Raw genomic sequence first — 25,337 nt, 5'->3', positions numbered from 1 at the left:
ACATGAAGGAAAAGATCGTCCTCCGCACCTACCGGCCGGGGGATCCCAGCAGGGTATGCTATTTTCAATATAAGCTCTATGAAAAGCAATACCACTTCAACGGGCTGTACGAAAAAGAGATGCTGGGCGGAATGGCGGAACTCTACGACGACCCGGAGGGCAGCCAGATGTGGGTCGCCGAGCTCGACGGCCGGATCGTCGGCGATATCGCCGTCATCAAACGGGGACCGGACAGCGCGCAGCTGCGCTGGTTCGGCGTGGACACGGACCTGCAGGGACAGGGGCTGGGCAGCCGCCTGCTGGAGACGGCGATCCGCTTTTGCCGAGAAAACGGGTATCTCCGTCTTATGCTGGGCACGCTGGACATCCTGAAACCGGCGCGGCACCTCTATGCAAAATTCGGTTTTCACAAAGTGGAAAGCGAGTTTTACAACCTGTGGGACGAAAGCCGCGACATGTATCACGAGGTCTGGCACTGCGAGCTTTGCTAGATGTCCGCTCAAGGGGGCCATCTTTTGTTTTCCTCCTGCCGGGCGCAGGACCGCACCGGGAGAACGCAGTTCCCGCGCCGCGGGCCCGGCGGACGGACGCCGCTGTTTTTTGAAAAAAGCGCAGCTGCATGCCGGCGGCCGCCCGTCCCGCGCCAAAAATATGCGGCGCCGCTTTTGCCGCCCTGTGCGGGTCCGGCGGCGCTCCCGCAGCGTCCTCAAAAGTTCGGGCCGCCCGTCGGTCTCCGGGCGGAGAGGGGACGCCGCTTTTTTTCACAAAAAATCAGCCGCCCGGCTTTCGCGGGGCGGCTGATTGCTTAAGTCATCATTGGAGTTTAAGCCTTTCCTGATTTCATGAGATAAACTTCGTGGTCGTTCGTTAAGGGATCACTTGAAAACTTACAGGTAGCAGAACCAATTGCTTTAAAATGGACTGATCTTAAAACCGTTGGAACAAATGCCTTTTCGTCTTGGTGAAAGAACTCACAAACTTCCGTCGAACTTCATCTATCTGAAAATTTGGGATCCGGCCTCTGCAAGGCGGCGAGGACTCATTTATGCCGTTGCGGTATATCTGGCCAACACTCTTGCCGCTGATCTTGCAGCATACAAGAGGCGCCTGTCGTTTTTATAAACTATAAAATAACGCCTGCTTAAATTATGCTGCCGCCCTGCAGATGAAATGGCCGGGCTCTCCGTGGTCACTGCGTTCTACTTTGTGCACCGGTCTCACCTCTTTCCTTTCAGTCGCGGCGTCGGGACCTTGACTTTCATTGCCGGCAAGATCTTTATTAAGACCCTGCGGCCGTCTCTTTCCCGCTTGCCTTAGTTCCTTTCCGTGTCTTTATTATAGCCCATCAGAGGCCGCTTTTCCATTGGCATTTTAAATGGATTTTTAGGCCCTGATATGTACTATAGTACCAATTTGTGACGGTGCCATGCCGTTTTTTGGACTTTTTTGTAAACAAATTCCGCCCCAGATCGTCCCCGTTTTCCAGCCCCGCCGCAAGGGGGACGCGCAGCGGCAAAGGGGCCTTTTGACATCCTCGTCCCTTTTGGGTAAAATGCAGTTGGCGGCGCCTGCAGCGCGTCCCCTTTTCCGGGCCGGGGGAGGGGCGTTTTCCCCCGGGTGGGACGGGCACCGCGAGAAAGGGGAAATGACAGATGGAACTGATGCTCGACACCGCAAATTTACAAGAGCTGGACCGGTATCTCGCCGATTACCCCGCCGCAGGGGTCACCAGCAACCCCTCCATCCTGAAAAAAGAGGGCAGGACCGATCTCTGGGACCACCTGCGCAAGGTGAAAGCGCTTTGCGGGGACGAGCGCAGCCTGCATGTACAGGTGGTCGCGGACAGCACCCCGCTGATCCTGCAGGAGGCCCGCCGCATCCTGACCGAGCTGGGAGAGGAGACCTATATCAAGATCCCCGTCTCTCCGGCCGGCCTGCCGGCCATCAAATCCCTTTCAGAGACCGGGGCCAACGTCACCGCCACGGCAGTGTACACCAGCCTGCAGGGCATGCTGGCCGTTATGGCCGGGGCAAAGTACATCGCCGTGTATTTCAGCCGCATCGAAAAGATGGGCGGCGACCCGGAGCGGGTGCTTCGCGAGCTGGTGGCCTTTATCGACAACAACAACTTCGACGCAAAGGTGCTGGCGGCCAGCTTCCACGAGCCGCAGGAGGTCGCCCGGGCCTATGCCGCCGGCGCGCACAGCGCCACCGTGGCCCCGGGCGTGATCGAACAGGGCCTCTGCGAGCCCGCCATCCGCAAGGCCGTTGAGGATTTTACCGCCGATTTTGAGGAGATCCACGGGCCGGGCAGCAACCTGACCACCGTTTGAGCGCGGCCCCCCGCGCCGAAACAGCAAGATGGGAAAGGCAGACAGGTGATAACATGAAAATTCTTTTTATCGGCGGCACCGGCATCATCAGCACCGCCATCAGCGAGCGGCTGCTGGCACAGGGGCACGAGCTGTGGCTGCTCACGCGCGGCACCCGCAAGGGCCTTTTGCCCGGCGTGCGGGAACTGACCTGCGATATCCGCGACGAAGCGGGGGCGGCAAAGCTGCTGGAGGGGCAGACCTTTGACGCCGTGGCCGACTTTATCGCGTTCCGCCCCGAAGAGGCGGAGCGGGACTTTCGTCTTTTTGCCGGCAAAACGCGCCAGTACATCTTCATCAGCTCCGCCTCGGCTTATCAGAAGCCCTCGGTGCTGCTGCCCCTCACCGAGAGCACGCCGCTGGTCAATCCCTATTGGGACTATTCCCGCCAGAAAGCGGCCTGTGAAGAACTGCTGCTGCGCCATTTCCGCGAGGACGGGTTCCCCGTGACCATCGTGCGCCCCAGCCATACCTACTGCGAGCGCAAAATGCCGGTGGCCCTGCACGGTGAAAAGGGCAGCTGGCAGGTGCTTGCCCGCATGCTGGCGGGCAAGCCGGTGGTCATCCACGGCGACGGCAGTTCGCTGTGGACCCTGACCCACAGCCGCGACTTTGCCCTCGGGTTCTGCGGCCTGGTGGGCAACGCCCACGCCCTGGGCCAGGCGGTGCAGATCACCTCGGACGAGAGCCTTACCTGGAACCAGATCTACGGCGTGATCGCGGACGCTCTGGGGGTTCCTCTGCGGGCGGTCCACGCGCCCAGCAGCCTGCTGGCCAGCGCCGGCACGGCCTGGGGCTATGATTTTGAGGGCGGCCTGCTGGGGGACAAAGCGGCGAGCGTGCTGTTCGATAACACAAAGCTCAAACGGTTGGTGCCCGGCTTTGCCGCCCGCACCCGCTTCGACCAGGGGGCGCGGGAAGCTGCCGCCTATCTCCTGGCACATCCCGAGCTGCAGCAGCGGGACGAAAAGTTCGATCGGTTCTGCGATGCGGTCTGCGCGGGGCTGGAGGCCGCCCGCCGCACTATTGCCGACGCCGCGGGCGAGGGCGTGTCCTGAACTTCCACCCTCCCCGGAAAAGCGCTGCTGAAACGGCGGTCTCCCGCCACAAAAACACGCGGCGCAGACAAACCGCGCGTTGCGTTTATCGGCTGCGCTTCTCATAAAGATCCCCCGGTAAAACCGGGGGATCTTTACAGACTGGTAAAGCGCTGGACTGCCGGCGCACGCGCCGCGCCGCGTTGGCACCGCCTGTCCGCCGCGGGGGAGCGTCTGCCTGCCGCCCGGAAAGGGGCTTATGGGAAATTTCCTGTCGCCCGCTGTTCGCCCGCTTGCTCTTGTTCCCGCTGGCGTCGTATGGACCCTTCTATTTTGTCTGCATTTTCCCCGCGGTATCCGCACAATATCCCCGACACCGGAATTCCCGATCCCTTATGCGATGCCTGCTTACGTTGTTTATCGGATGACGTATCTTCGCTTTTCGTGCAGCTGGCAGGCTGCATTTCTATTTTTGCAGAGGGCGCTCCTGCCTGCAGGATCGCCATGAGGCTTCTTTTATACCGCTTGCCCTGCGGGTGGTTTCCTTTATGCAACAAAAAACAGCCGGGAAACCGGCTGTTTTTTGTTTTCTCACCGCTGCGGCCGCGCCTCAATGGCGCACGGTGACGGTGTCCGCGCCGGGGGCCACCACCTCCAGCAGGGTCATGTCCGGCGCCGCGCCGCTCTCTTTCAAGGCCTCGATCAGCGCCGCGTCAAAATTGTGCCGCAGTTCGCAGACCACATCCAGGATCATGGTGCGCTCGTCCCCGGGCACGCAGGCGGGCCAGGCCGGCAGAGAGCAGACCTGAGGTTCGCCGTAACAGGCAAAGTTCACGAACGCGCCGCACACCCTCTGTTCCAGCAGGTCGGTCTCCCCGGGCACATTGAAAAGCGGGGTGCGCGCCGTGTTGTGGAACACAAACGGGATCTCGCTGCAGTGCCAGGCCACCTTGCCCCCGTCGATGGGGAAGTCATAGGAGAAGAGATAGGAGTAGGTGGGCGCCGTGCAGGTCTCGCTGCGCAGGGCGATGAACTGCCGGGTGGGCGCGCGGAAAAAGGCGTCCAGATACAGCAGGTCGGACAGATGCTTTTTTGGATAGGCGGCGCGGAACAGCTCTTTCAGGCGGTCCGTGTGCGCGCCGTATTTTTCCCGCAGCAGCCCCAGCACCTGCGCCTCGTCCATCCCGTATTTGTTCTGCACCCCAGGCTCAAAGCAGAACTCTCCCATCACGGTGCCGATGAGCACCGGGATGGTTTTGGCGTGCTCGGTAAAGCCCACCTGGCGCGGGTTGCCGGCATACCAGCCGTTTGCCAGCGGCCAGCAGCCGATATAGCCGCCGGCGGCGGCCACATCCGCCACCACCGCTTTATAAGCCTCCACCAGGCGCGGGTAGGGCAGGGTCTCCAGCCGGTCCGCCTCTTTTTCGTCCAGGCCCAGCCACGCCAGCATGGCCCGCACCAGCGGCGCGCCGTCGGCCGCCGGACCCGCGCTCAGGTCGGTGACGCCGCTCTCGATGATCCCCTTGTGGAAAAGGCCGTCCGCCGCGGGGGTGTTCATCAGCGTCAGCACCTTTTCGCCCCCGCCGGACTGCCCGAACAGGGTCACGTTGTCCGGATCGCCGCCAAAAGCGGCGATGTTCTGGCGGATCCATTCCAGCGCGGCCACCAGGTCGGCATTGCCCGCATTGCCGGAATTGGCGTACTTTTCCCCAAACGCCGACAGGTCCAAATACCCCAGCAGATTCAGCCGGTGGTTCACCGACACCACCACCACGTCGCCGAACTCGCACAGGCGGTCCCCCTCATAGGCGACGTGCTCGATGGCGCTGCCCGCGGAAAAGCCGCCCCCGTGCAGCCAGACCATGACGGGCCGTTTGGCGGCCGGGTCCAGGCTGCGGGTCCACAGGTTCAGGTTCTGGCAATGCTCGTCCATGGGCCAGTAGCGGTGGGGCACCAGCACCTCTTTGTCGGGCACATCCTGCTCCATCAGCGGGCAGACATAGCCGTAGCTGAGCGCGTCCCGCACGCCCTGCCAGGGCGTGACCGGCCGGGGCGCCTGGAAGCGGTCCGCCTGGGCATAGGGGATGCCGTAAAAGGTGTAGGTGCCGTCCAACACAAAGCCCCGCAGCTTTCCCTGCGCGGTCTGCACGACCGGCTCGTCCGGGGTACAAACAAATTTTTTTGCCATTTCAAAGCCTTCTTTCCAAAATGCGGGCCCGCCGCGCGCGGGGGGCCCGGGATCAAAATCTCTTTTTGCGCCCCTGCTCCCGCAGGTCGCCGATGGTGCTGCCGGTATATTTTTTGAAAACACGGCAGAAATAGGTGGGGTTGCCGTAGCCGGTGCGCTCGGCGATCTCGCGGATGGACAGCCGCGTCTCTTTTGCCAGCCGGGTGGCCGCTTTCATCCGCACCCCGGTGAGGTACTCCACAAAAGTCTCTCCCCGCTCCGCCTTGAACAGGCGGCTGAGGTAAAACGGGCTGATGCCGATCTGTTCCGCCACCGTGTCCAGGGAGATGTCCTGCGCGTAGTTGTCCCCGATATACTGCAGCGCCTGGCGGACATAGGCGCCGGCGCCGTCCTCCGGCTGGGCGCCCAGCAGCATCACCGCCTGGTACAGCCCCTCGCGCAGCGGGGCGGAAAAGTCCGCGCCCGCGTCTCTGCGCTCCAGTTCGGCGGCTGTTTTTTCCAGCTGGGCCCGCAGGGGCGCGTTCTCCTCGGCCTCGCGGTCCAGCTCCCGCCTCACGCCGGCCCACAGCAGCCGCGCCGCCGCCCGGTCGCCCTGCAGCAGGGGCTGCAGCCGCGCCGTTTCGGCCCCGATGCGCTGCAGGTTGCCCTCGCGCACAAGGCAGGCCAGCGCTTCGGCCTGCGCCGCGCCCTCCTGCCGGGCGGCGCTTTCGCCCTGGGGCTCGTAAAAGGCGACGCCGCCGCCCGCCGGCCCCGTCAGGGCAAGCAGGCTCTGCTGATAAGAGGCGGACATCTTTTCAAATTCGCCGTACACGCCGCCCACCCCGGCCCGCAGCGGCAGCCGCAGACGGTGGTTGAGCTGGTCCACCGCCACCCGCAGCACGTCCGACAGCCAGCGGCGCTGCTCGGCGCCGCCCCCGGGCGTGAAGATCAGCAGACAGATATTGGTCTCGGTGACCGTGGCAAGATAGGTGCAGCTGTTGCCGAAAGCCGCGTCCAGCGCCGTGCGCAGCGCGGCCTTATCCTGGCCGCGCAGGCCGTCGCGCCCCGCCTCCACCGGGATGAGGGAGGCCACCGCGCCGGACTGGAACTCCGCGGCGTGCATCTCGCAGTAGGCCTCGAAGTTCGCGGCCGCGGGCTCGCCGATAAACAGGGAATACATGATCTCGCTTTCCATGACCGGCTGGATGCGGGTGAACAGCTCCTGGATCTGGCGCTGGCTCTGGATATTGGCCCGCGCCTCGTCGATCTGGGCGCAGAGTTTGCGGATGGTGCCGATGGTGGTGTCGCGGCGCTCCGGTTTGAGGATATAGGCGTCGATCTTGAGGGCCAGCGCCCGCTGCACATAGTCGAACTCGTCGTAGGCCGTATTGATGATGAAATGCGTGCGGCTGCCCCGGGCGCAGAGCAGATCGATGGCGTCGATGCCGTTGATGCCCGGCATGTTCACATCCACGATGGCGATGTCCGGCGGATGCTGCTGCACCTGCGCCACCAGCGCGGTGCCGTTGTCCACCATGGCGGTGATCTCGATCTCCGGGAATTCCTTTTGCACCAGCAGCCGCAGCGCCTTGCGCTCGATCTCCTCGTCGTCGGCGATGACAAGCGTATATTTCATAGCGGCTCTCCTTTCCGTGTCTCTCCGCAGTCCAGGGCACGCGGCAGCCCGATACGCACCACCGTGCGGCCGGGGGCGCTCTCGATCTCAAAGAGAAGCTCCTCGCCAAAAAACAGCTTCAGCCTCTGATAAACGTTTCTCAGCCCAATGTGGCCGCCGTCGTCTCCATCCTCATCAAAAGAAGCGCGCAGCTTCTCCAGCTTCCTTTCCGGGATCCCCGCGCCGTTGTCCTCCACCTCCAGCAGGCTGCGGCCGCCGGCAGGAAACAGGCGCACCGTCACCCGGCCCCCGCGGATCATGGAGCCGACCCCATGGGTGACGGAGTTTTCCACCAGCGGCTGCAGGATCATACAGGGCACCTCCTGGCCCGCGCGGCTCTCGTCCACCTCAAAGATGAAACCGATCCGCTCGCCGAAGCGGCATCTCTGGATATAGACATAGTTGCGCGTATTCTCGATCTCGTCGGCCAGGGTCACGGCCTTGGTCACCTTGCCCAGGTTATACCGCAGGAAATCCGCAGTGGCTTCCATCAAGCGCGCCGTTTCCTCCGCATCTTCCATATGGGCGGTCTGAGAGATCATGTTCAGCGTGTTGAAAAGGAAGTGCGGGTTGATGCGGGACTGCAGCAGCTTGAGCTGGCTGGCCTGCAGCGCCGCGCTGATGCGCAGGTTTTCCATCTCTGCCTGCTGCAGCTGGCCGCGCACCCGGGAATCCTCCTCGATCTGCCCCATCTGATGCTGGATGGTGTCGATCATCTCGTTAAAAGCGTCGGCAAACACGGCCAGCTCGTCGCCGGTGTCGATCTGCACGTGCTCCTGCAGGGTGGGCTGATGGGTGACGCGGGCCGCAAACTCCGTGAGGCGGCGCACGGCGCGGGTCATGCCCTGCACCACCTTTCGATAAAAAGCGAGACAGACCAGCAGCGCCAGCCCCAGCATCGCGATCTGAAAGATGTTGAGCGTCATCTGCATGCGGTGGATGCGGCCCTGCATCTGCCGGGTCGTAGCAAGTTTAAGGGTATAGGCTTCCTGAAAGCTCTGGTTGATGAAAGATACCGTATCCTGCGTATCGTGATATGCATCGGCCAGCGCCGCATTGTCGCCGGCACTGCCCTCGCTGCGGAAATCCGAGAGCGCGTTTACCAGTGCTTCGCTCTGGCCCAGGTAAGTGTCGATCATGCAGCACAGGTCCATGACCTCGCGGGAATAGTCCTCGTCCAGCCGGCTGAACATCTCCTCCAGCGCACGGCGCGTGGTCGCGCTCTCCTGCCGGTAGTTCTCCCCGCTTACCGGCCGCAGATAGAGGTAATAGTCGTAGACCGCGCGATTGGTGTTCTCCACGTCGATGAACAGGCCGTTGAGATCCAGCAGATCGCCCATAGCCTGCCGGTATTGGGCCGACAGGGCTTCCCCGGTAAAAAAGGAGACCGCAAAAATGACCACTACAATGATGAGCATGAGCAGGTAGCCCAGGCTGTATTTGCCGCTGATCGAACCTCGGCCGAAACGCTCCAAAAAACGGTTGCCTGCGGCGGCATTTTTCTCAGCGGCCCTCATAGTTGCCCTCCTCGTCCAGATCCTGGGCCGTGATCCAGCGCACATCGGTGTGGATCTGTTCCTCCGAATAAGCGCCGGTCTCGTTCCAGCGGCTCAGTTCCTCCACGCAGCGCGCCCCCATCAGCCGGTTCTGCTGGATCAACAGCCCGTCAATGAGGCCCGACTGCACGCCCGCCAGTCCGTCATCAGAATCGTCGAACCCCAGAATATGCTGAAAAGAACTGGTGCCGCCCGCCAGCTGTCCCAGCGTCTGTGCGCCGGTACCCTCAATACAGACCAACGTGTCCACATCGGGCGCCTCCTGCTGGATCAGATGATATTTTTCCATGACGGTCAGGGCGTCATATTGGTCGTATTCCACCCGCACGATCACGATGCCCTCCTCGTCCTGCACGGCGTCCCGCAGCCCGTCCAGCCGCAGCTCCAGATTGGGATATCCCGGCGCACCGGAGAGCACCGCTACCCTGGCTTTGCCTGCGGTGACCTGAATAAGCTGCTCCCCCATACGCCGCCCGGCCTGATAATTGTCCGTGCCCACATACAGATGATCCGGAAAGTCGGGGACGTCGGTATCGACAAAGACGATACGGATACCCTGGCCGCGCGCTTCCTCCAGGGCCGCCAGATAAGTCTCATCTTCGATGCCCTGCACGATGATCGCGTCCACCTGTGCCGCCGTCTGCTGGCGGATGAGCTCGGTCATCTGAGACACATTGTAGTTCAACTGGGGCAGATACACCTTGGTGTCCACCGGCAGCCGCGCACCTGCCTCCATGACCCCCTCGGCCACCGTGGTCCAATAGCCATAGTCATTGTGAGGCAAAACGGCTGAAATGCGCATCGTACCCGTGTCTTCGCTCCCTGCACCGCCGCCGCCGGCACAGCCGCCCAGCGAAAGTGCCAGCAGCAGAGCGCCGGCCAGCGCAAAAAAACGTCTCATCATTGGGATCTCCTCTCCTTTTCCCAGCAGGGCCAGGCCGGAAAAAAACCGGCTTCCCGCGGTCGGCCAGGGCCGTTGTCACTATCATTGTACGGAAAAATCCGGTTCTTTGCAAACCGCTAAAAAAGGCGGGACCCGGCCTGAGACCGGGCCCCGCCCAATGAAAAAGGATGAGGTCAGCAAATGTCGGATCCGGGCAGGGGGGAACAGGGGCGGCGTAACGGTCCTACCGCACAATGGGCCGCATCCCGCGGGGCAATCCGCACAGGATCCCGCCCCTGATGCCCGCTTGCTGTGCCGCTAAAGCCGCGAGCTTCCACCGCACTTGCCCGTTGTGGTCCTGTTTCCCCATTCGGCTCTCGCCAAGTGGAAGAGATTTATTTTTTGGAGGCGTATTTACGCACATCCAGCGCCACCGCGCCAATGATGATCAGGCCCTTGACTACGTTCTGCCAGTACGGGCTGATGCCGATAAAGGTCAGGCCGTAGCTGATGACGTTGAAGATGATGACGCCCGCAAAGACACCGCCCACAGTTCCCACGCCGCCGGCCACTGAGCAGCCGCCAACGATGCAGCTTGCGATAGCATCCAGCTCATACCCCTGCCCGTAGGCGCTGGTAGCGCTGCTGGTGCGGGCCGACTCCAGGGCGCCGGCAAGGCCGTAGCAAGCGCCGGCGATGGAATAGGTGATCATCTGGATCTTGAACACGTTGATGCCGGAGACACGGGCGGCTTCCAGGTTGCCGCCCACAGCAAAGATCTCCTTGCCCAGGCAGGTCTTGGTGAGCATGACCCAGACCAGCAGCATCACCGTCAGCGCGATAATAACGATGATGGGGATCCCGGCAATGCTGCCGCCGCCCAGATCGCGGAAGCCCTTTGCCAATCCGCCCAGAGGCTGTGAATTGTTGGGGGCTTTGTTGAAGTAGAGGCTGGAAAAGCCGAAGATCATCATCTGGCTGCCCAGAGTGGCCAGAAAAGCGGGGACTTTCAGCTTGGAAACCACCAGACCGTTGAAAACGCCGAAGCACACGCCCACGGCCATCGAGACAAGGACCGGCACGATGGCAGGCAGCTCAGGCAGGCCGGGCCAGAATTTGAGGCTTGCCGTGGCCTGCTGGGCCAGGGAGGCTGCGATCAGGGAGGACAAGCCCACCATGCGGCCGCCGGACAGATCTGCAGAGCCGGAGATGATGATGAACATACATCCCATCGCCACCACGATGCGCACCGAGCTCTGCATCAGGATGTCCTTAAACACGCTGAAAGACAAGAACTTCGGGGAGATCACAGTGATGATCACGACCAGCGCCAGCAGGATCAGGTAGATGGCATAGTCGACGAGAAACTGTTTACCGTTAAATTTTTTTTTGGTGGTCATTGTACAACTCCTCCTTCAGCCGCGCCCTGATAGGTGCTGGCAAGCATCATGATCTGTTCGTCTGTGGCAGTCTTGCCGTCCAGGATACCGGACAGATGCCCCTCGCACATGACCATGATGCGGTCGGACATCCCCATCAGCTCCGGCATTTCAGAGCTGATCATGATGACACATTTGCCCTCGGCAGCCATCTGGGTCATCAGGGTATAGATCTCGTACTTTGCGCCCACGTCAATGCCGCGGGTCGGCTCGTCGAGGATCAGGATCTCTGGTTCCGTCAGCATCCAACGCCCCAGCAAAACCTTCTGCTGGTTGCCGCCGGACAGATTCTGGATCTGGGTCTTCTGGGTCGGCGTTTTGATCGAAAGGGAATCGATGTACTGCTGCGCGTCGTCACGACGCTTTTTTTCGCTGAGAAACAGCCTGCCTCCCGTATACTGGCGGGTATGCGCAGTCTGGTTTGCCAGCACCACATTGTCCTGCACGGACAACATCGGGATGATGCCCGAGGCGCGGCGTTCTTCCGTGAGCAGCGCCATACCCAGCTGGATGGCGTCCTGCGGGCATTTGATCTTTACCGGCTTGCCGCCGATCCTGACCGTGCCGGAGGCCACCGGCCGCAGACCAAAGATCGACTCCATCAGCTCGGTGCGCTGAGCGCCCACCAGACCCCCCAGGCCCAGGATCTCACCCTTGTGCAGCGTGAAGCTGATGTCCTGGAAAGAATGGGGGTTGGCACTGGTGAGGTGCTCTACCTCCAGCCAGGGCTCCCCCACATGGCTTTCACGCGGCGGGAAACGGTTATCCATTTTGCGTCCCACCATGCGGGCCACGATCAGGTCCTGGGTCAGCTCCTCTGCAGGCCAGCAGCCCACCAGCTGCCCGTCCCTCATGATGGTGACCTCGTTGGAGATCTGGAGGATCTCGTCCATCTTGTGGCTGATATAGATGATAGCCACGCCCTGCGCCGTGAGCTTGCGGATGATGCGGAAGAGCAGCTCCACCTCACCCTCGGTCAGCGATGAAGTGGGCTCATCCATAATGATGACCTTAGCTCCGTAACTGACCGCACGGGCGATCTCCACCAGCTGGCAGTGCGCCGCGGCCAGTTCTCCCATCGACTGTCTCGGATCGATGTGGATCTCCAGGTCCTCAAACAGTGCCCGAGTATCCTCATACATCTTTTTTTCATCCACCCAATGCACCGGCCCTATCTTTTTATAGGGTACCCGTCCCACCCAGATGTTTTCCATGACGTTGCGGGTGCGGATGGGGTGCAGTTCCTGATGGATCATCGAGACGCCCTTATCCATGGCGTCCCTGGCGTCCTGGAATCGGACCGTCTCTCCCTCGATGCGGATCTCTCCCTCATCGGGATGGTAAAGACCGAACGCGCATTTCATGAGGGTCGATTTGCCCGCGCCATTCTCGCCCATCAGCGCGTGCACTGTGCCCCTGCGCACTGTGAGGGACACTTTGTCCAGCGCTTTGACGCCCGGAAAGCTCTTGCTGATGTCGGTCATTTCCAGGACGATGCTAGAATTGTCCATCCTGATCCTCCAATCTCTGATATCCGGCGCCCGGCGGGCGCCCGCTCCAAAAAAACAGCCGGGCCCGCCGAAGCGGCGCCCGGCTGTCAGGCTTTTGCGTTTTAGTACGCTGCGTCCTCAACATTGTCCGCAGTGATGCCGATGTAGTTGATGTTGATGTGATGCCCCTCTACGGTGACACCGTCCATACCCAGGTTCTCCTGAGTGAGTTCTTTGCCCTCATTCAGCAGGGTCATCAGCTTGTAGACGGAGTTGCCGAGGATGACCGGGTTGTTCAGCGCGGTGCAGAGCAGGGTGCCGTCCTTGATGGCCTCGACGCCGTTGGCGGTGGCGTCAACGCCGACCACGGGGATGTAGGAATCTTCATCGGCAAAGAAGCCGGCGGCTTTCAGAGCCTCGATGGCGCCCAGCGCCATATCGTCGTTGCAGGCGATGACTGCATCCACGTCGTCCTTGCGGGCCTGCAGAATAGAAGCGACCTGGTTCTGCGCGTCGGCGCGCTGATAGTTGCAGATGGTCTCCTGAACGCACTCGGTCTCAATGCCGGCGTCGGCCAGGGCCTGCAGGGAGTAAGAGCTGCGCACTTCGGTGTCATAGTGGCCCTGGATGCCCAGCAGCATGATGTAATCCAGCTTGCCGTTGCCGTTGCGGTCCATCTCGGGATGCTCATTCCAATATTTGACCAGCGCCTCGCCCATGATGGTGCCGGACTGGGTCGCCACAGAGGAGACGTGATAGACCTTGTCATACATGGCGAACTCTTCATCCGTGGGGCTGTTGGTGTTGGCGAAGATCAGGGTAACGTCCTCTTCTTTGCCCCGCTCGATGATCTCGGCGATGGCATTGTTGTTGATGTTGTTGAGCACCAGGTAGTCGACGCCCTGCGTGTAGAAATTGTTCATGTTGCTGGTCTGGGTGGCCACATCGTTCTGGCTGTCCGCATCGATCACCTTGATGGTGCCGTCGGCGGCTGCCGCCTCGTTCAGCGTATTGCGGGCGTTGGCAATGAAGGTGTCGCCAAAGTTGTACCAGCACACGCCGGCCACAGGCTGCTCACCGGACGCCGCCGCGCCGGAGCCGGACGCCGCCGCGCTGGAGCCGCCGGCAGCAGCCGAAGAGCTGTCAGAGCCGCCGCAGGCCACCAGGCTGAGCGCCATGGCAAAGGCCAGGACAAGAGACAATGCTTTTTTCATTTTGCTTTCCTCCATGAATGATCGTTCTTCTTTTCTTCCCGGGGGAGCGGTGCGCCCCCTGCTTGCAGGACTTATTATAGGGCACGGCGCGCCGGGCCGGAAATTCAAACATTTTGTTAACAGGATACATTTTTTGTGGTGGGCGATACTTTTTTTGCACTTTATTTACTTTTCTTGCTATCTGCAAACTGTCCGCAAAAAAAGAGAGGTGAAAACAGGGGCGCTTTTGCCCGTATTCCCGGCGGGGAAGCGCAGAAGAGAGGTCTTGCGGGGAGGACGTCCGGGGAGAGGGCGGACCCGCGCAGACAGCGGAATGAAGGAGTAACCGCACAGGAGGGGGATGGGGCGAAAGAGAGGGCGGCCCCGGTGAGGGCGGACCCCCGCGGAGGGCACGCGCCGGGATGGCGCTCATAGGGAGAGAGCGGCTCTGTGCGGGGAGGCGCGCGGTGGGGAGGGCCGCGGGGAGGGAGTAGCCCCGTGGAGAGGCGCGCACGGGAGTGAGGCCCGATGGGGAAGCACAGATCAGGAGAGAAAGCGGCCCGGCGGAAAAGGGCCGCCCGGTGGGGCGGAGCCGCGGGGATAGCACGCGCCGGGATGGCACTCACCGGGGAGAATGCAGCCCTGTGAGGGGAGAGTGTGCACGGGAGGAAGCCCCGAGGGGGGAGGCGGAGGCACCTATCAGGAGAGGGAGCACCTCAGCGGGAGAGATCTCCAACGCGGGAGAGCGGCCCGGGGAGAAAAAACAGTCCGGTGCAGCAGAGAGATCCGGCGGGGAATTCGTCCCCTCTGCCACCTGCAGCAGGGCAGATAGAAAGGACCCAAACCAGTTTTGACCGACCTCCCGCAAAATGGCCGCCGGACGCGCCGCGGCCGCACAAAAAAGACTCTTTCCCGACCGGTCGTCCCGTCGGCAAGCGTCTTTTTGAGATCTCTTTTCTTCCGCGCCGCCCTGCGGCGGGCCTTTTTAGGGGTGCGCCTACAGCGCTTTCATGTCCGCCGCGATCTCCCGCAGCATGTCCTCCACCTGCGGCGCATAGCCCAGGCGGTCAAAGGTGCCATGGAAGATGCCTCCATAGCGGATATGGCGGTTTTCCACCCCCGCGGCGCAGAGCCTGCGGGAATATTCCTCGCACTCCGCCCTTAAAAAGTCATACTCGGCAGTCATCATCAGCGTTTTGGGCAGGCCCGCCGGGTCTCCGAAAAGAGGGCTGAGATAGGGGTTTTGCAGGTCTTCGCCCGGCGCCGTATACCAGCCGTTGCACTCGCTGCCCATCGAGCCGATGACCCTGATCTGCTCGTCGATGAGCGGGTCCCTGTCCGGGTTTTCATAGAGCTCCGGCTTCCAGTAATGGGCGGCGCCCACCTTTTCCAGCCGGGAGACGGTGGGATAGATCAGGGCCTGATAGGAGATCATGCCCTTTCCCTCGTCCCGGTCCCGCAGCGAACAGGCCAGCGAGAGATTGCCGCCCGCCGAGTCGCCGCACACGCCGAGTTTTTCCCGGCTGACGCCGAGCTCCTGCGCGCGGGCCCACGCCCATTCCACCGCGGCGTAACAGGCGTCAAAGCCCTCGGGGAACTTGTGCTCGGGGCAGAGGGGATACTCCACCGACAGCACCACACCGCCCGAGAGCTGGGCCAGCAGTTTGCACTGGTTCTCGACAGTGGGGATGACTCCCCCGAAAAACCCGCCGCCGTGGAAAAACACCATGCAGGGGCGGTCGGCGCGGGCCGAAAGCACCTCGTACTGGTAGACGCTCACGGGGCCGCGCGGGCCCGGGACCTGCCGGTGCAGCGTGCGCACGCCGGTGGACAGATCGCTGCTGGTCCAGCCGAACTGGAACCGCAGCAGCTCCAGCGGGGAATACCCCTGCGGGTCTGCGGGCCCGAACAGGTGATCCTCGTTGGCCCACAGCTCCGGGTCCAGCTCCGCGCGGCGGGCGGTGAACTCCGCCCGGGTGAGCCGGGCCGCCGCCGCGCTGCGCGGGTCCGCCCTGCCCGGCTGGCGGTCGGCGCAGTCCCGCACCTCCACCGTCAGGCCGTCCAGTTCAAGGGTCTTTGCGTTTTCGGACAGGCTTTTCAGCAGCCCGTCATACTCTGTTCTGCTCTTCATCGAAACAGCTCCTTTTCTGTGTGGGACGACCGTCCCAAACGTGTTGTCACGCGGCGCGCGGCGCGTTTGGAAGCAGTTCTCCGCTGCGCGGCGATGGCCCGGTGCGCGCTGCCGGTTCCCTTTTTGAAAGAGGTCCCCAGCCGCCGCGGATCTTTTCTCTATTCGCCGCGGCCTGAGGACAGGCCACATGGCTGCTAAAAAATAGTCTTACGGCTATTTTTTATTGCTCCGCAATAAAAAATAATTTATCTTAAATGGCCTCGCCCTCGCCGCTGCGCGGCAACCGGGCGAATGGCCGAAAAAATAGCCTCTGGCTATTTTTTAGGCCTCCTGCTTCAAATACACAACGGAGGCCTGCCCGTGCTCCGCCCGCTCCTGCCGGCCCATTTTGGAGAACACGTCCTCCCCGTCCTGATAGGGGGCGTAGCCAAAGCCCGCGGTATCCGGCTGGATGCGGGCCCTGCCGTCCAAGATCTCCTGATCCAGGGCGAGAAAATCGTTCAGGTAGAGGTCGGGCTGCAGCAGCGTTCCGTTGTGGGCGGGGCAGATAAAATCGTACTCGGCGCGGCGGGCCGCCAGCTTCTGCAGATTGGCCCGGTGCGCGGCGACCACCTCCCGCAGGGGCAGGTTGCGGTCCCGCACAAAAAGCAGCACCTGGCCCGACTCCATCTCGTCGCCGGTGAACAGCAGGCGGTCGGTGCGGTCGAGCAGGGCGATGCTCCCCTCCTGATGGGCGGGGATGGACAGCACTTCGATCTGCTTGCCTCCCAGGTCGATGAGGTCCCCCTCTTTCAGGGTGTGGATGCGGTAATCCCTATGGGGTTTGGCGTCATACCATGCCTGCTGCTCCGGCGAAAAGGCGGTGCGGGCGGCCGCCGCCGCGCCCTCCGCCATCCAGACGTCGGTCCACCAGGCGTTTCCGCCGGTGTGATCAAAGTGCCCGTGGGTATTCACCACCATCACCGGCTTGTCGGTGATGCTCTCCACGATCTCGCGCAGGTCGCCCTCCCCGTAGCCGGTGTCGATGAGCATCGCTTTCTCCTCGCCCACGATCAGGAACATAAAGTTCTGCCAGCGGTTGGTCAGGGTCCAGACCCCGGGCATGCTGCACCATTTGCCGAACAGCATCCCCTTTTCGTCGATATTGGCGCTGCGGTATTTCACTTTTCCACGCTTCCTTTCTCCTTTCGCGGCGCAGGGCCGCGGTTTGTTTCCGTTCTCATCCTAGCACAGCGCCGCCCCCGCAGTCGATTTCAAATTTTTGCACTGAAATTATCTTTATTTGCTAAATCCGCTCCGTCCGCTCCCATGCCTCTCCGCGTTTTTTCCCAAGGGCGCAGACGCGGGCGTGTTTGTCCCGCTCCGTCGGCCGGCGCGGTCCTCCCTCTGCCGTCGGGGCGGGGGAGAGGGGAGCCCCGACCCCCGCCGTCTGCTGCTTCCTCCCTGCGCCTTTTGCCGGCGGGGCGGGGAGCCGGCTGCCCGGCCGGGACTTTTTCCCGGGAAAAAGGCGCTCTGCCCTTTTGCCCCGCTCTTCTCCGCAGTTCCGCCGCGGCCGCTCCATCCGGCCGGGCGCGGGCGGCCGGAACGCAAAAAAGACGGCCCTGCGGCCGTCTTTCCTCTGTCAAAAAATAAAAAAATCTCTCGCTCCGGCAGGCGCGCGGGGCGCACAGGACCCGTCTTGCAAAAACAGGCGTCAGCAGATGCGGGGCATCGGTTTTTCGGCCCCATGCGACTCCCTTTTTTGCGGCCGGCACGGCAGGCACGCGCTTTCCAACCCGGAAAAGCGCCCTCTTCCGCGCCCCGGCCCGCTGTGCTTACGGGCCCGCCCATGCGATGTGGCGCAAAGCCAGGCGCTGGCACGGCGCTGAGGCTGCCGCCGTTCTCCCGCACAGACCCCGGCGGGACGGGGCCTTTCAGGTTCTTTCGATCACCGCCGCCGTCACGGCGCTGGCGGTGCGGCAGTAGCCGCTGATGTCAAACTGCTGTTCCACCAGCTTCTCCCGCGCCGCCTCGTCGCAGTTGTCGCTCATGGTGCGCAGGATGACGAAAGGCAGGTCGTTTTTCGCCGCCACCTGGGCGACCGCCGCCCCCTCCATCTCCACACAGGCGGGATGACAGGCCGCCTCGATGCGTCGTTTGGTCTCACTGTCGCCGATGAACAGGTCGCCGGTGGCGACCCTGCCCACGGTGCAGCGCACCCCCTGCTCGCGGCAGGCGGCCTGAGCCGCCGCCACCAGGCCGGGGTCGGCCCGGTATTCGGTGAGGAAAGGATAGCTCTGGGCGATCATCGGCAGCTCGGCGTCGTGGTAGCAGGCCGTGTCGCTGATCACCATGTCTCCCACTCCTACCCGGGTGGTCATATTGCCCGCAATGCCGGAAAAAAGCAGAGCCCCGGCCCCAAAAACAGTGACGAGCAGCTGCGCGGCAACGGCCGCGTTCACCTTGCCCATCCCCGCGCAGCAGACGGTGACCCGCCTGCCTGCCATGCAGCCCGAGTGAAACGTCACCCCTGCCAGTGTTTTTGTCTCTGCATTCTCCAGCCGCTCTGTCAGCAGGGCGACCTCTTCGGGCATCGCGCCCAGCACACCGATGTTCTCGATCATAAAAACGCTCCTTTTTTCTATGTCGCCGCTTTGGGGGAGAAAGACGGGCCCTCCGCGAAAAGGGACGGGCCCCGGCCTTTGAAAGATCTTCGCTCACGCCGGCAAAAAAACCAAAAGCAAGACCCGGGGCCGGCAACGGCGGAAAGGGAAAAACAAAAAACGAAAAGCGCCGCCGGTCCCTCTTTATTCCCACCGCTTTCCGGCCCGCAGGCAGAGCAGTTTGGAGGGGAGGCGCAAACACGGGGGCGGACGCTCGTTCCAGCCCCGGCAGAAAAGCGCGCGTTTCCCCCGCCGGGTCCCGCGGCCGCCCAAAACAGAGGTTCGCTGAAGACCCGGCCCCGCGGCGCGGCGGCGCCGGCAAAACCCTTCGGGGAAACGGCGGCAGGCGTCCCGCGCGGCGGCGCTGTCTTTAACCTCCCGCAGGGGCGGTGAAAACAGACTGCGGTGGACATCGCCGCCGTCCCTGCCCGCCGCAGTCCTTTTTTATTGCCGCTGCGCCGGCCCCGCCGGCCAAAAGCGCGCTTTTTTCTCTCTTACACGTTAAAGCGGAACAGGGTCACGTCGCCGTCCTGCATGACATAGTCCTTGCCCTCGCTGCGCACCAGGCCCTTTTCCCTGGCCGCGGCCATGCTGCCGCAGGCCATCAGGTCCTCGTAGGCCACGATCTCGGCCCGGATGAAGCCGCGCTCAAAGTCCGAGTGGATCTTGCCCGCGGCCTGGGGGGCCCGGGTCCCCTTTTTGATGGTCCAGGCCCGCACCTCCGGCTCGCCCGCGGTGAGGAAAGAGATCAGCCCCAGCAGCGCGTAGCTCTCCCGGATCAGGTTGTCCAGGCCGCTGGCCTCCAGCCCCAGTTCGGCCAGAAACTCCTTTTTTTCAGCGGGGGAGAGGCCGGCGATATCCTCCTCCGTTTTGGCGCAGATAGGCATGCAGCCCGCGCCCTCCGCCTCGGCGATCCCGCGGATCACCGGGTAATACGGGTTTTCGCCGATGCCGGACAGCAGGTCGTCCTCCGACAGGTTGGCCGCATAGATGACGGGCTTGGCGCTGAGCAGGTGCAGATCGTCGAACAGCGCTTTCTCGCCGTCCTCATCCACCTCCAGGGTGCGGGCGTTTTTGCCCTCGGACAGGTGGGCCAGCAACCGTTCCAGGAACGCCGCATCCGCCGCCAGCGCCTTGTCCCCGCCTTTCATGGCCTTTTTGGTCTTTTCCAGACGGCGCTCGGTGATCTCCATATCGGACAGGATCAGCTCGGTGTCGATGGTCTCGATATCCCGCGCCGGGTCCACGCTGCCCTCCACGTGGATGACATCGGTGGAATCAAAGCTGCGCACCACATGGATCACAGCGTCCACCTCGCGGATGTGGCTGAGGAATTTGTTGCCCAGCCCCTCGCCCCGGGACGCGCCCTTTACCAGGCCCGCGATATCCACAAACTCAATGGTGGCGGGGGTATACTTTTTGGGGTGGTACATCTCGGCCAGCCGGTCCAGCCGGGCGTCCGGCACCGCCACCACCCCCACGTTGGGCTCAATGGTGCAGAACGGATAGTTCGCGGACTGCGCGCCCGCGTTGGTGATGGCGTTGAAAAGGGTGCTCTTGCCCACATTGGGCAGGCCGACGATGCCAAGCTTCATAATTCTATTCATCCTTTCACACCGGGAAACAGCCGTCCCGGCCCGGCGCAGAGGGCAGACGCAGCTTCCCGGGGACGCGCCGGTCTTTTCTGTGCTTTTTTCAGCGCCCCCGCAGCCTGCCGCCCGGGGCGCTTTTCTATTATAGAAGAAAAGCGGGCCTCTTTCAAGCGCAGGGGCGCTTTCTGCTTTTTTTGTTCACAATCCTGCGGTATAATAGGGATATCTGTAACGCATTTTCCGCCGGGAGCGCCCGGAGACGATTTTGAGGGGGAACAGGGATGGACAAGACAAAGATCCTGATCGTGGATGACGACCGCAACATCTGCGAGCTGCTGCGGCTGTATCTGGAAAAAGAGGGCTATGAGACCCAGCTCGCCTACGACGGCGAACAGGCGCTCGAGCGCTTTGCAGCCGACAAGCCGGGGCTGATCCTGCTGGACGTGATGATGCCGCGGATCGATGGCTGGGAGGTCTGCCGTCGCATCCGCGCCTCCTCGCAGGTGCCGGTGATCATGCTCACGGCCAAGGGCGAGACCTTTGACAAGGTGCTGGGCCTGGAGCTGGGCGCGGACGACTACATCGTCAAGCCCTTTGACACCAAAGAGGTGGTCGCCCGCATCAAGGCCGTGCTTCGCCGGTACGCGGCGGGCGGCGAGAAAGAGGAGGACGTCCAGAAGGTCATCGCCTACGACAAGCTCAGCGTGGACCTGACCCGCTATGAGCTGAAAGTGGACGGCAAGACCGTGGACGCGCCCCCCAAGGAGCTGGAACTGCTGTATTATCTGGCCAGCCACCCCAACCGGGTCTTCAACCGCGACCAGCTGCTGGACGAGGTGTGGGGGTTTGAATATTATGGGGATTCGCGCACCATCGACGTCCATGTCAAGCGCCTGCGGGAAAAACTGGAGGGCGTATCCGGCCAGTGGAGCCTGAAGACCGTGTGGGGCGTGGGCTATAAATTTGAGGTCAAGGACGAGGCTTAAAGCCGCGGCCGGTCTGCCCGCCGGGGGCGCCCGGCCGCGCGGCGCCCGGCGAAAGGACGATGGTAACGATGAATAAAAGCATCAGCGGCCGGTACTTCCGCACCACGGCGCTGCTGCTGGTGTCCGGCATCACGCTGCTGGGGCTGATCCTGATGTACTTCTGCGTGGGCTATTTCCGCACCGAGAGCGAGAACACCCTGCTGACCAACGTGCGCAGCCTGCGGGACAATTTTTCCACCGTCTCGATGGAGGACGCCGAGCAGATGAAAGAGCACCCCTATGTGGAGCAGGCGGTGCGGGTGGTGGCCAACGCCACCGGCAGCATTTTTTTCGTGACCGACAATTACGGCAAGATCCTCTACTGCTCCGACAGCAGCGGCGCGGTGGACACCTCCCGCGCGGTGAGCTCCAAGATCCTCAACCGCGCCTTTTCCGACGGGGAATACGCCGAGCTGGGCGAGCTGTCCGGCATCTACAGCCACAGCTATTACACCGCGGGCTGCCCGCTGATCAACGACAGCAGCCGGATCATCGGCTATGTGTTCGCCTCGCGGGACGCGGCCTCCCTGACCAGTTTTCTTGAGAGCATCTTCTCCGCCTTTATCATCTCGGCAGGCGTGATGCTGCTGGTCTCCAGCATCCTCTCCATCGTGCTGACCAACCGGCTGGCCAACCCGCTGCGCCGCATCACCGCCGCCGCCCAGGCTTTCGGCAACGGGGACCTGTCCGCCCGCGCCCCGGTGGGGGGCGACGACGAGGTGGCGCAGCTGGCCGTCACCTTTAACGATATGGCGGACAAGCTGGAGGCTGTAGACGCCTCGCGCCAGAGCTTTATGGGCAACATCGCCCACGAGCTGCGCACCCCCATGACCACCATCAAGGGGTTTGTGGACGGCATGCTGGACGGCACCATCCCCGACGACCGCCGCGACCACTATCTGCAGATCGTCTCGCAGGAGGTGGGCCGCCTGACCCGCCTGACCCACAGCATGCTGGACATCACCAAGCTGGAGACCGGCGAATATGTGGTCAGCGCGGTGGATTACGACGTGTGGGAGACGGTGAGCAGCATCCTGTTCGCCCGCGAGCAGCAGTTCATCGAGCACGCCATCCGCCTGACCGGCTTCAACCCGGTAAAGATGCTGGTACACGCCGACCCGGACCTTGTCCACCAGGTGCTGTACAACATTGTCGACAACGCCCTGAAATTCACCCCCGACGGGGGCACCATCGACATCTCGGTGACCGAAAACCTGAAGCAGGGCTTTGTGACCGTGGCCATCCGCAACACGGGCGAGGGCATCCCGGCCGACGCGCTGCCCTATGTTTTCGAGCGCTTTTACAAGGCGGACAAGAGCCGGGGCCTGCACGCGGAGGGCAGCGGGCTGGGCCTGCACATCTGCAAGCAGCTGATCAACCGCTCGGACGGCCGCATCTGGGCCGAGAGCACGCCCGGCCAGGACGCCACTTTTTTGTTCACGCTGCCCTGCGGCAACCCCAAACCGCCCGAGCGCTCAAAATACGCCCGCGGGGGCCAGGGTGCCAAGTAGAGCCCGATGGGACGGCGCAAACCGCAGCAGGGCCGACGGGCACGCCGCGCGGCCGGCCCAAAAGGCCCGGGGCTGTGGGATGCAGCTCTCTTTTTTCAGGTCGGCGGGACGCCTGCGGGCGTCCCGTTTTTTGCGCCGCCGCGAAACGGGCCCCTCCCCCGCAAAAAAGGGCTATGCCGGGCGCGCCGCCTGCGGGCTGCCGCGGCCTGGCTTTCTCCCGGGCCGTGCCCCGCGGCCCCCGCGCCGCCGCTCACCGCGGGGGATCCCGGCGGCTTTCCGCCCCGGCGCGCCGTATTTTGCGCTTCTTCATCTTCTTCTCTCCCTTTGGACAAACATTTTTCACAATTGACGGATAAACTAAAAACCGTAAAGAGAAAAAAGCCCTCTCAAAAACGGGCCGCAGGCTCCTACTACAAAAATCAAAAAAGAGGTGTCAGTTTATGACCGATCATTATAACGATCCCAACAGCGATCGCAGCGAACCGGCCGCGGGCGCCCCCGAAACCGGCGGTTCTCAGGCGGGTTCCAGCTACCATTACACCGGCGCGCAGGGCAGCTACGGCAGCGGCGCGCAGCCGGGCGCAGGCCCCTACAGCGCTGCCGGCAGCTATCAGGCGGAATCTGCGGGCGGCCCCATCCCCGAGGTGCGCTACAGCGCCGTGCCCCCCAAGCCTCCCAGAAAAAAAGGCAAAAAAATAGCCCTCGTGGCCACGCTGGTCTCTCTGGGCATGATCTGCACCATCGCCCTTTCCATGGTGGCGGGCGGCATGCTGGTCAAGCATTTTGCCCTGTCCGGCCCCTCGTCCTCCTCCGTCTCCCAGCCGCAGCTCGAGCATCTGATCATCAACGGTACCCCCGCGGCGGACGACGGCAGCTCGGCCGAGGTCACCGGCGCCGGGCTCACCACCACCCAGATCGCGGCAAAGGCCATGAGCAGCGTGGTGGGCATCAACCTTTATTCCCCCCAGCAGGTGGAAAAGGTGGGCGAGGCCAGCGGCATCATCCTCGATCAAAACGGGTATATCATCACCAACGCCCATGTCGTGGCGGACGGGTATTCCCCCACCGTCGTGCTGTCGGACGGCACCGAGGCGCCCGCCACGGTGGTGGGCTATGACACCCGCACCGATCTGGCGGTCGTCAAGATCGACCCCAGCGGGCTGGAGCTGGTCCCGGCGGAGTTCGGCGACTCTGACAGCCTGCAGCTGGGCGACGACGTGGTGGCCATCGGCAACGCCAACGGCTATTACAACAGCCTGTCCAAGGGCGTCGTTTCCGGCCTCAACCGCGAGGTGTCCACCAATATTTCCATCAAGCTCATCCAGACCGACGCGGCCATCAACCCGGGCAACTCGGGCGGCGCGCTGCTGAATCGGTACGGCCAGGTCGTGGGCATCAACTCCTCCAAGCTGGCGGGCTCTGAGATCGACTCGATGGGCTTTGCCATCCCCATCAACGACGCCAAACCCATCATCGACAGCCTGATCAACTACGGCTATGTCAAAGACCGGGTGGCGCTGGGCGTGACCGTGGTCGCCCTCAACGGCACCAACGGCGCCATGATGGGCCTGCCCAGCCAGGGCCTTTACATCACCCAGATCAGCGCGGACAGCGACCTTTACGCCCAGGGCATCAACCGCGGGGACGTGCTTTTGACCGCGGGCGGCGTGACGCTGTCAAAAAACAGCGATCTGCTGAAAGAACTGGAAAATTACAAGCCGGGGGACACCATTGAGCTGACCGTCCAAAAGGGGACGGGCGAGACGGTGACCATCCATGCCAAACTGCATGAGATGACCTCCAACAGCTGACCGGCGCTGCGCTTTTCAGCGCGCAGGTCCCCGTTTTCTCCTGAAAAAAAGAAAGCCCCCGGGGGGCTTTCTTTTTTTGTGCCCTCCGGCAAAAAGCGCGGCGCCCGGCCCCGCGGCAGAAAACAGCTTTTGGCGGCCCTGGCCGCGCGGCAAATTCTTCTTTTTTGATCCCCGCATACCGGCCCGGGAACTGCGCACACTAGCAGGGAACGGGAAAGGCGCGCGGCAGAACGGCCGCGCGCCCTGCGTCCCGCATTCAGCAGGAAGAGGTGAATTGATACGATGACCCCGAAAGAATTGCTTTACGTCAAGGATGCGCTCGACCACGAGCAGCACATGCAGCAGAAATGCCAGGAGACGGCTTCGCAGCTGACCGACAAGAGCCTGCAAAACTACGTCAAAAAACTGGAAAACCGTTTCTGCGAACACTTTGAGGTGTTTTACGACACCGTGGACAAAGGTTGAGGAGGACAATGAAGATGGATGACAAAGCGCTGATGGAAGACCTGCTGCTGGTGGTCAAGGGCAACTGCGGCCTGTATCTGGACGGCACCATTGAATCCGCCACCAAGTCGGTGCACAAGGCGTTCGGCGATGTGCTGGACGACACCCTGATGATCCAGAACGAACTCTACACCAAAATGGCCGACAAGGGATGGTACCCCACCGAGACCGCCGAGCAAAAGCAGATCAACAAAGTGGTCAAGCAGTTCGCGCCCAAAAACTGAGCGCGGCCAAAAGACCGGGCATCAAATGTATTCCACAACAAAGCCGCCGTCCGGTTTTCTCTGGACGGCGGCTTTGTTGTGCAGT

The 25,337-nt window shown here is 62.5% G+C and carries 19 protein-coding genes; 8 read left to right on the top strand and 11 right to left on the bottom strand.

From position 1 onward, the window contains the following. The first annotated feature begins 2 nt into the window (after positions 1 to 2). The 3 genes from H8S23_RS12650 (at position 3) to H8S23_RS12640 (ending at position 3,430) form a co-directional block, all read left to right on the top strand. The gene (locus H8S23_RS12650) at positions 3 to 491 is read left to right on the top strand and encodes a GNAT family N-acetyltransferase (RefSeq protein WP_186888719.1); all 489 of its coding nucleotides are present in this window, start codon (positions 3 to 5) and stop codon (positions 489 to 491) included. 1,161 nt (positions 492 to 1,652) lie between these two features. Continuing rightward, a complete protein-coding gene (locus tag H8S23_RS12645; RefSeq protein WP_186888718.1) occupies positions 1,653 to 2,333 on the top strand; it encodes a fructose-6-phosphate aldolase in 681 nt (226 codons plus the stop codon). A gap of 53 nt (positions 2,334 to 2,386) precedes the next feature. After that, entirely contained in the window at positions 2,387 to 3,430 is a 1,044-nt protein-coding gene (locus H8S23_RS12640) for an SDR family oxidoreductase (protein ID WP_186888717.1), read from the top strand. A gap of 589 nt (positions 3,431 to 4,019) precedes the next feature. Here the strand turns inward: H8S23_RS12640 and H8S23_RS12635 are convergent. The 11 genes from H8S23_RS12635 to ychF all read right to left on the bottom strand — a co-directional run bounded on the left by H8S23_RS12635 (position 4,020) and on the right by ychF (position 20,180). Next, positions 4,020 to 5,597, bottom strand: coding sequence for a carboxylesterase/lipase family protein (locus H8S23_RS12635; protein WP_186888716.1), 1,578 nt, complete (start codon positions 5,595 to 5,597; stop codon positions 4,020 to 4,022). A 52-nt stretch (positions 5,598 to 5,649) separates the two neighbouring features. Further along, the gene (locus tag H8S23_RS12630) at positions 5,650 to 7,212 is read right to left on the bottom strand and encodes a helix-turn-helix domain-containing protein (protein ID WP_186888715.1); all 1,563 of its coding nucleotides are present in this window, start codon (positions 7,210 to 7,212) and stop codon (positions 5,650 to 5,652) included. Further along, a complete protein-coding gene (locus H8S23_RS12625; RefSeq protein WP_186888714.1) occupies positions 7,209 to 8,768 on the bottom strand; it encodes a sensor histidine kinase in 1,560 nt (519 codons plus the stop codon). The genes H8S23_RS12630 and H8S23_RS12625 overlap by 4 nt, the downstream gene beginning before the upstream one ends. Next, positions 8,755 to 9,711: a sugar ABC transporter substrate-binding protein gene (locus tag H8S23_RS12620; protein WP_186888713.1), complete on the bottom strand. Its 957-nt coding sequence runs from the start codon at positions 9,709 to 9,711 to the stop codon at positions 8,755 to 8,757. The genes H8S23_RS12625 and H8S23_RS12620 overlap by 14 nt, the downstream gene beginning before the upstream one ends. Positions 9,712 to 10,085: 374 nt before the next feature. Next, positions 10,086 to 11,090 (bottom strand): galactose/methyl galactoside ABC transporter permease MglC, encoded by a 1,005-nt coding sequence (locus tag H8S23_RS12615; protein WP_186888712.1) that lies wholly within the window; start codon positions 11,088 to 11,090, stop codon positions 10,086 to 10,088. Continuing rightward, the gene (locus H8S23_RS12610; protein ID WP_186888711.1) at positions 11,087 to 12,640 is read right to left on the bottom strand and encodes a sugar ABC transporter ATP-binding protein; all 1,554 of its coding nucleotides are present in this window, start codon (positions 12,638 to 12,640) and stop codon (positions 11,087 to 11,089) included. The genes H8S23_RS12615 and H8S23_RS12610 overlap by 4 nt, the downstream gene beginning before the upstream one ends. A 101-nt stretch (positions 12,641 to 12,741) precedes the next feature. Then, positions 12,742 to 13,833, bottom strand: a complete 1,092-nt coding sequence (locus H8S23_RS12605) for a galactose ABC transporter substrate-binding protein (RefSeq protein ID WP_186888710.1) — start codon at positions 13,831 to 13,833, stop codon at positions 12,742 to 12,744. A 976-nt stretch (positions 13,834 to 14,809) separates the two neighbouring features. Beyond that, positions 14,810 to 15,943, bottom strand: a complete 1,134-nt coding sequence (locus tag H8S23_RS12600) for an alpha/beta hydrolase (protein ID WP_186888709.1) — start codon at positions 15,941 to 15,943, stop codon at positions 14,810 to 14,812. Between the two features lie 321 nt (positions 15,944 to 16,264). Further along, positions 16,265 to 17,107 carry an MBL fold metallo-hydrolase gene (locus tag H8S23_RS12595; protein ID WP_186888708.1) on the bottom strand — a complete coding sequence of 281 codons (843 nt, stop codon included), beginning with the start codon at positions 17,105 to 17,107 and terminating at the stop codon, positions 16,265 to 16,267. A 749-nt stretch (positions 17,108 to 17,856) separates the two neighbouring features. Continuing rightward, positions 17,857 to 18,546, bottom strand: a complete 690-nt coding sequence (locus tag H8S23_RS12590; RefSeq protein ID WP_186888707.1) for a 5'-methylthioadenosine/adenosylhomocysteine nucleosidase — start codon at positions 18,544 to 18,546, stop codon at positions 17,857 to 17,859. A 533-nt stretch (positions 18,547 to 19,079) separates the two neighbouring features. After that, positions 19,080 to 20,180 (bottom strand): redox-regulated ATPase YchF, encoded by a 1,101-nt coding sequence (ychF, locus tag H8S23_RS12585; protein ID WP_186888706.1) that lies wholly within the window; start codon positions 20,178 to 20,180, stop codon positions 19,080 to 19,082. Positions 20,181 to 20,458: 278 nt separating this feature from the next. Between ychF and H8S23_RS12580 the strand changes: the two genes are divergently transcribed. The 5 genes from H8S23_RS12580 to H8S23_RS12560 all read left to right on the top strand — a co-directional run bounded on the left by H8S23_RS12580 (position 20,459) and on the right by H8S23_RS12560 (position 25,252). Continuing rightward, a complete protein-coding gene (locus tag H8S23_RS12580) occupies positions 20,459 to 21,163 on the top strand; it encodes a response regulator transcription factor (protein WP_186888705.1) in 705 nt (234 codons plus the stop codon). Between the two features lie 68 nt (positions 21,164 to 21,231). Next, positions 21,232 to 22,713, top strand: a complete 1,482-nt coding sequence (locus tag H8S23_RS12575; RefSeq protein WP_186888704.1) for a sensor histidine kinase — start codon at positions 21,232 to 21,234, stop codon at positions 22,711 to 22,713. A gap of 440 nt (positions 22,714 to 23,153) precedes the next feature. Beyond that, complete coding sequence (locus H8S23_RS12570) at positions 23,154 to 24,524, top strand: S1C family serine protease (protein ID WP_186888703.1); 1,371 nt, start codon at positions 23,154 to 23,156, stop codon at positions 24,522 to 24,524. Positions 24,525 to 24,806: 282 nt separating this feature from the next. After that, positions 24,807 to 24,989, top strand: coding sequence for a hypothetical protein (locus H8S23_RS12565; protein WP_186888702.1), 183 nt, complete (start codon positions 24,807 to 24,809; stop codon positions 24,987 to 24,989). Positions 24,990 to 25,003: 14 nt separating this feature from the next. After that, positions 25,004 to 25,252, top strand: coding sequence for a spore coat protein (locus tag H8S23_RS12560; protein WP_186888701.1), 249 nt, complete (start codon positions 25,004 to 25,006; stop codon positions 25,250 to 25,252). The last annotated feature ends 85 nt before the right edge of the window (positions 25,253 to 25,337 follow it).

Source organism: Anaerofilum hominis (assembly GCF_014287275.1).
Classification (GTDB): Bacteria; Bacillota; Clostridia; order Oscillospirales; family Ruminococcaceae; genus Pygmaiobacter; species Pygmaiobacter hominis.
The sequence above is the reverse complement of the archived record's forward strand: the minus strand, read 5'-3'. Positions and strand labels throughout refer to the sequence as shown.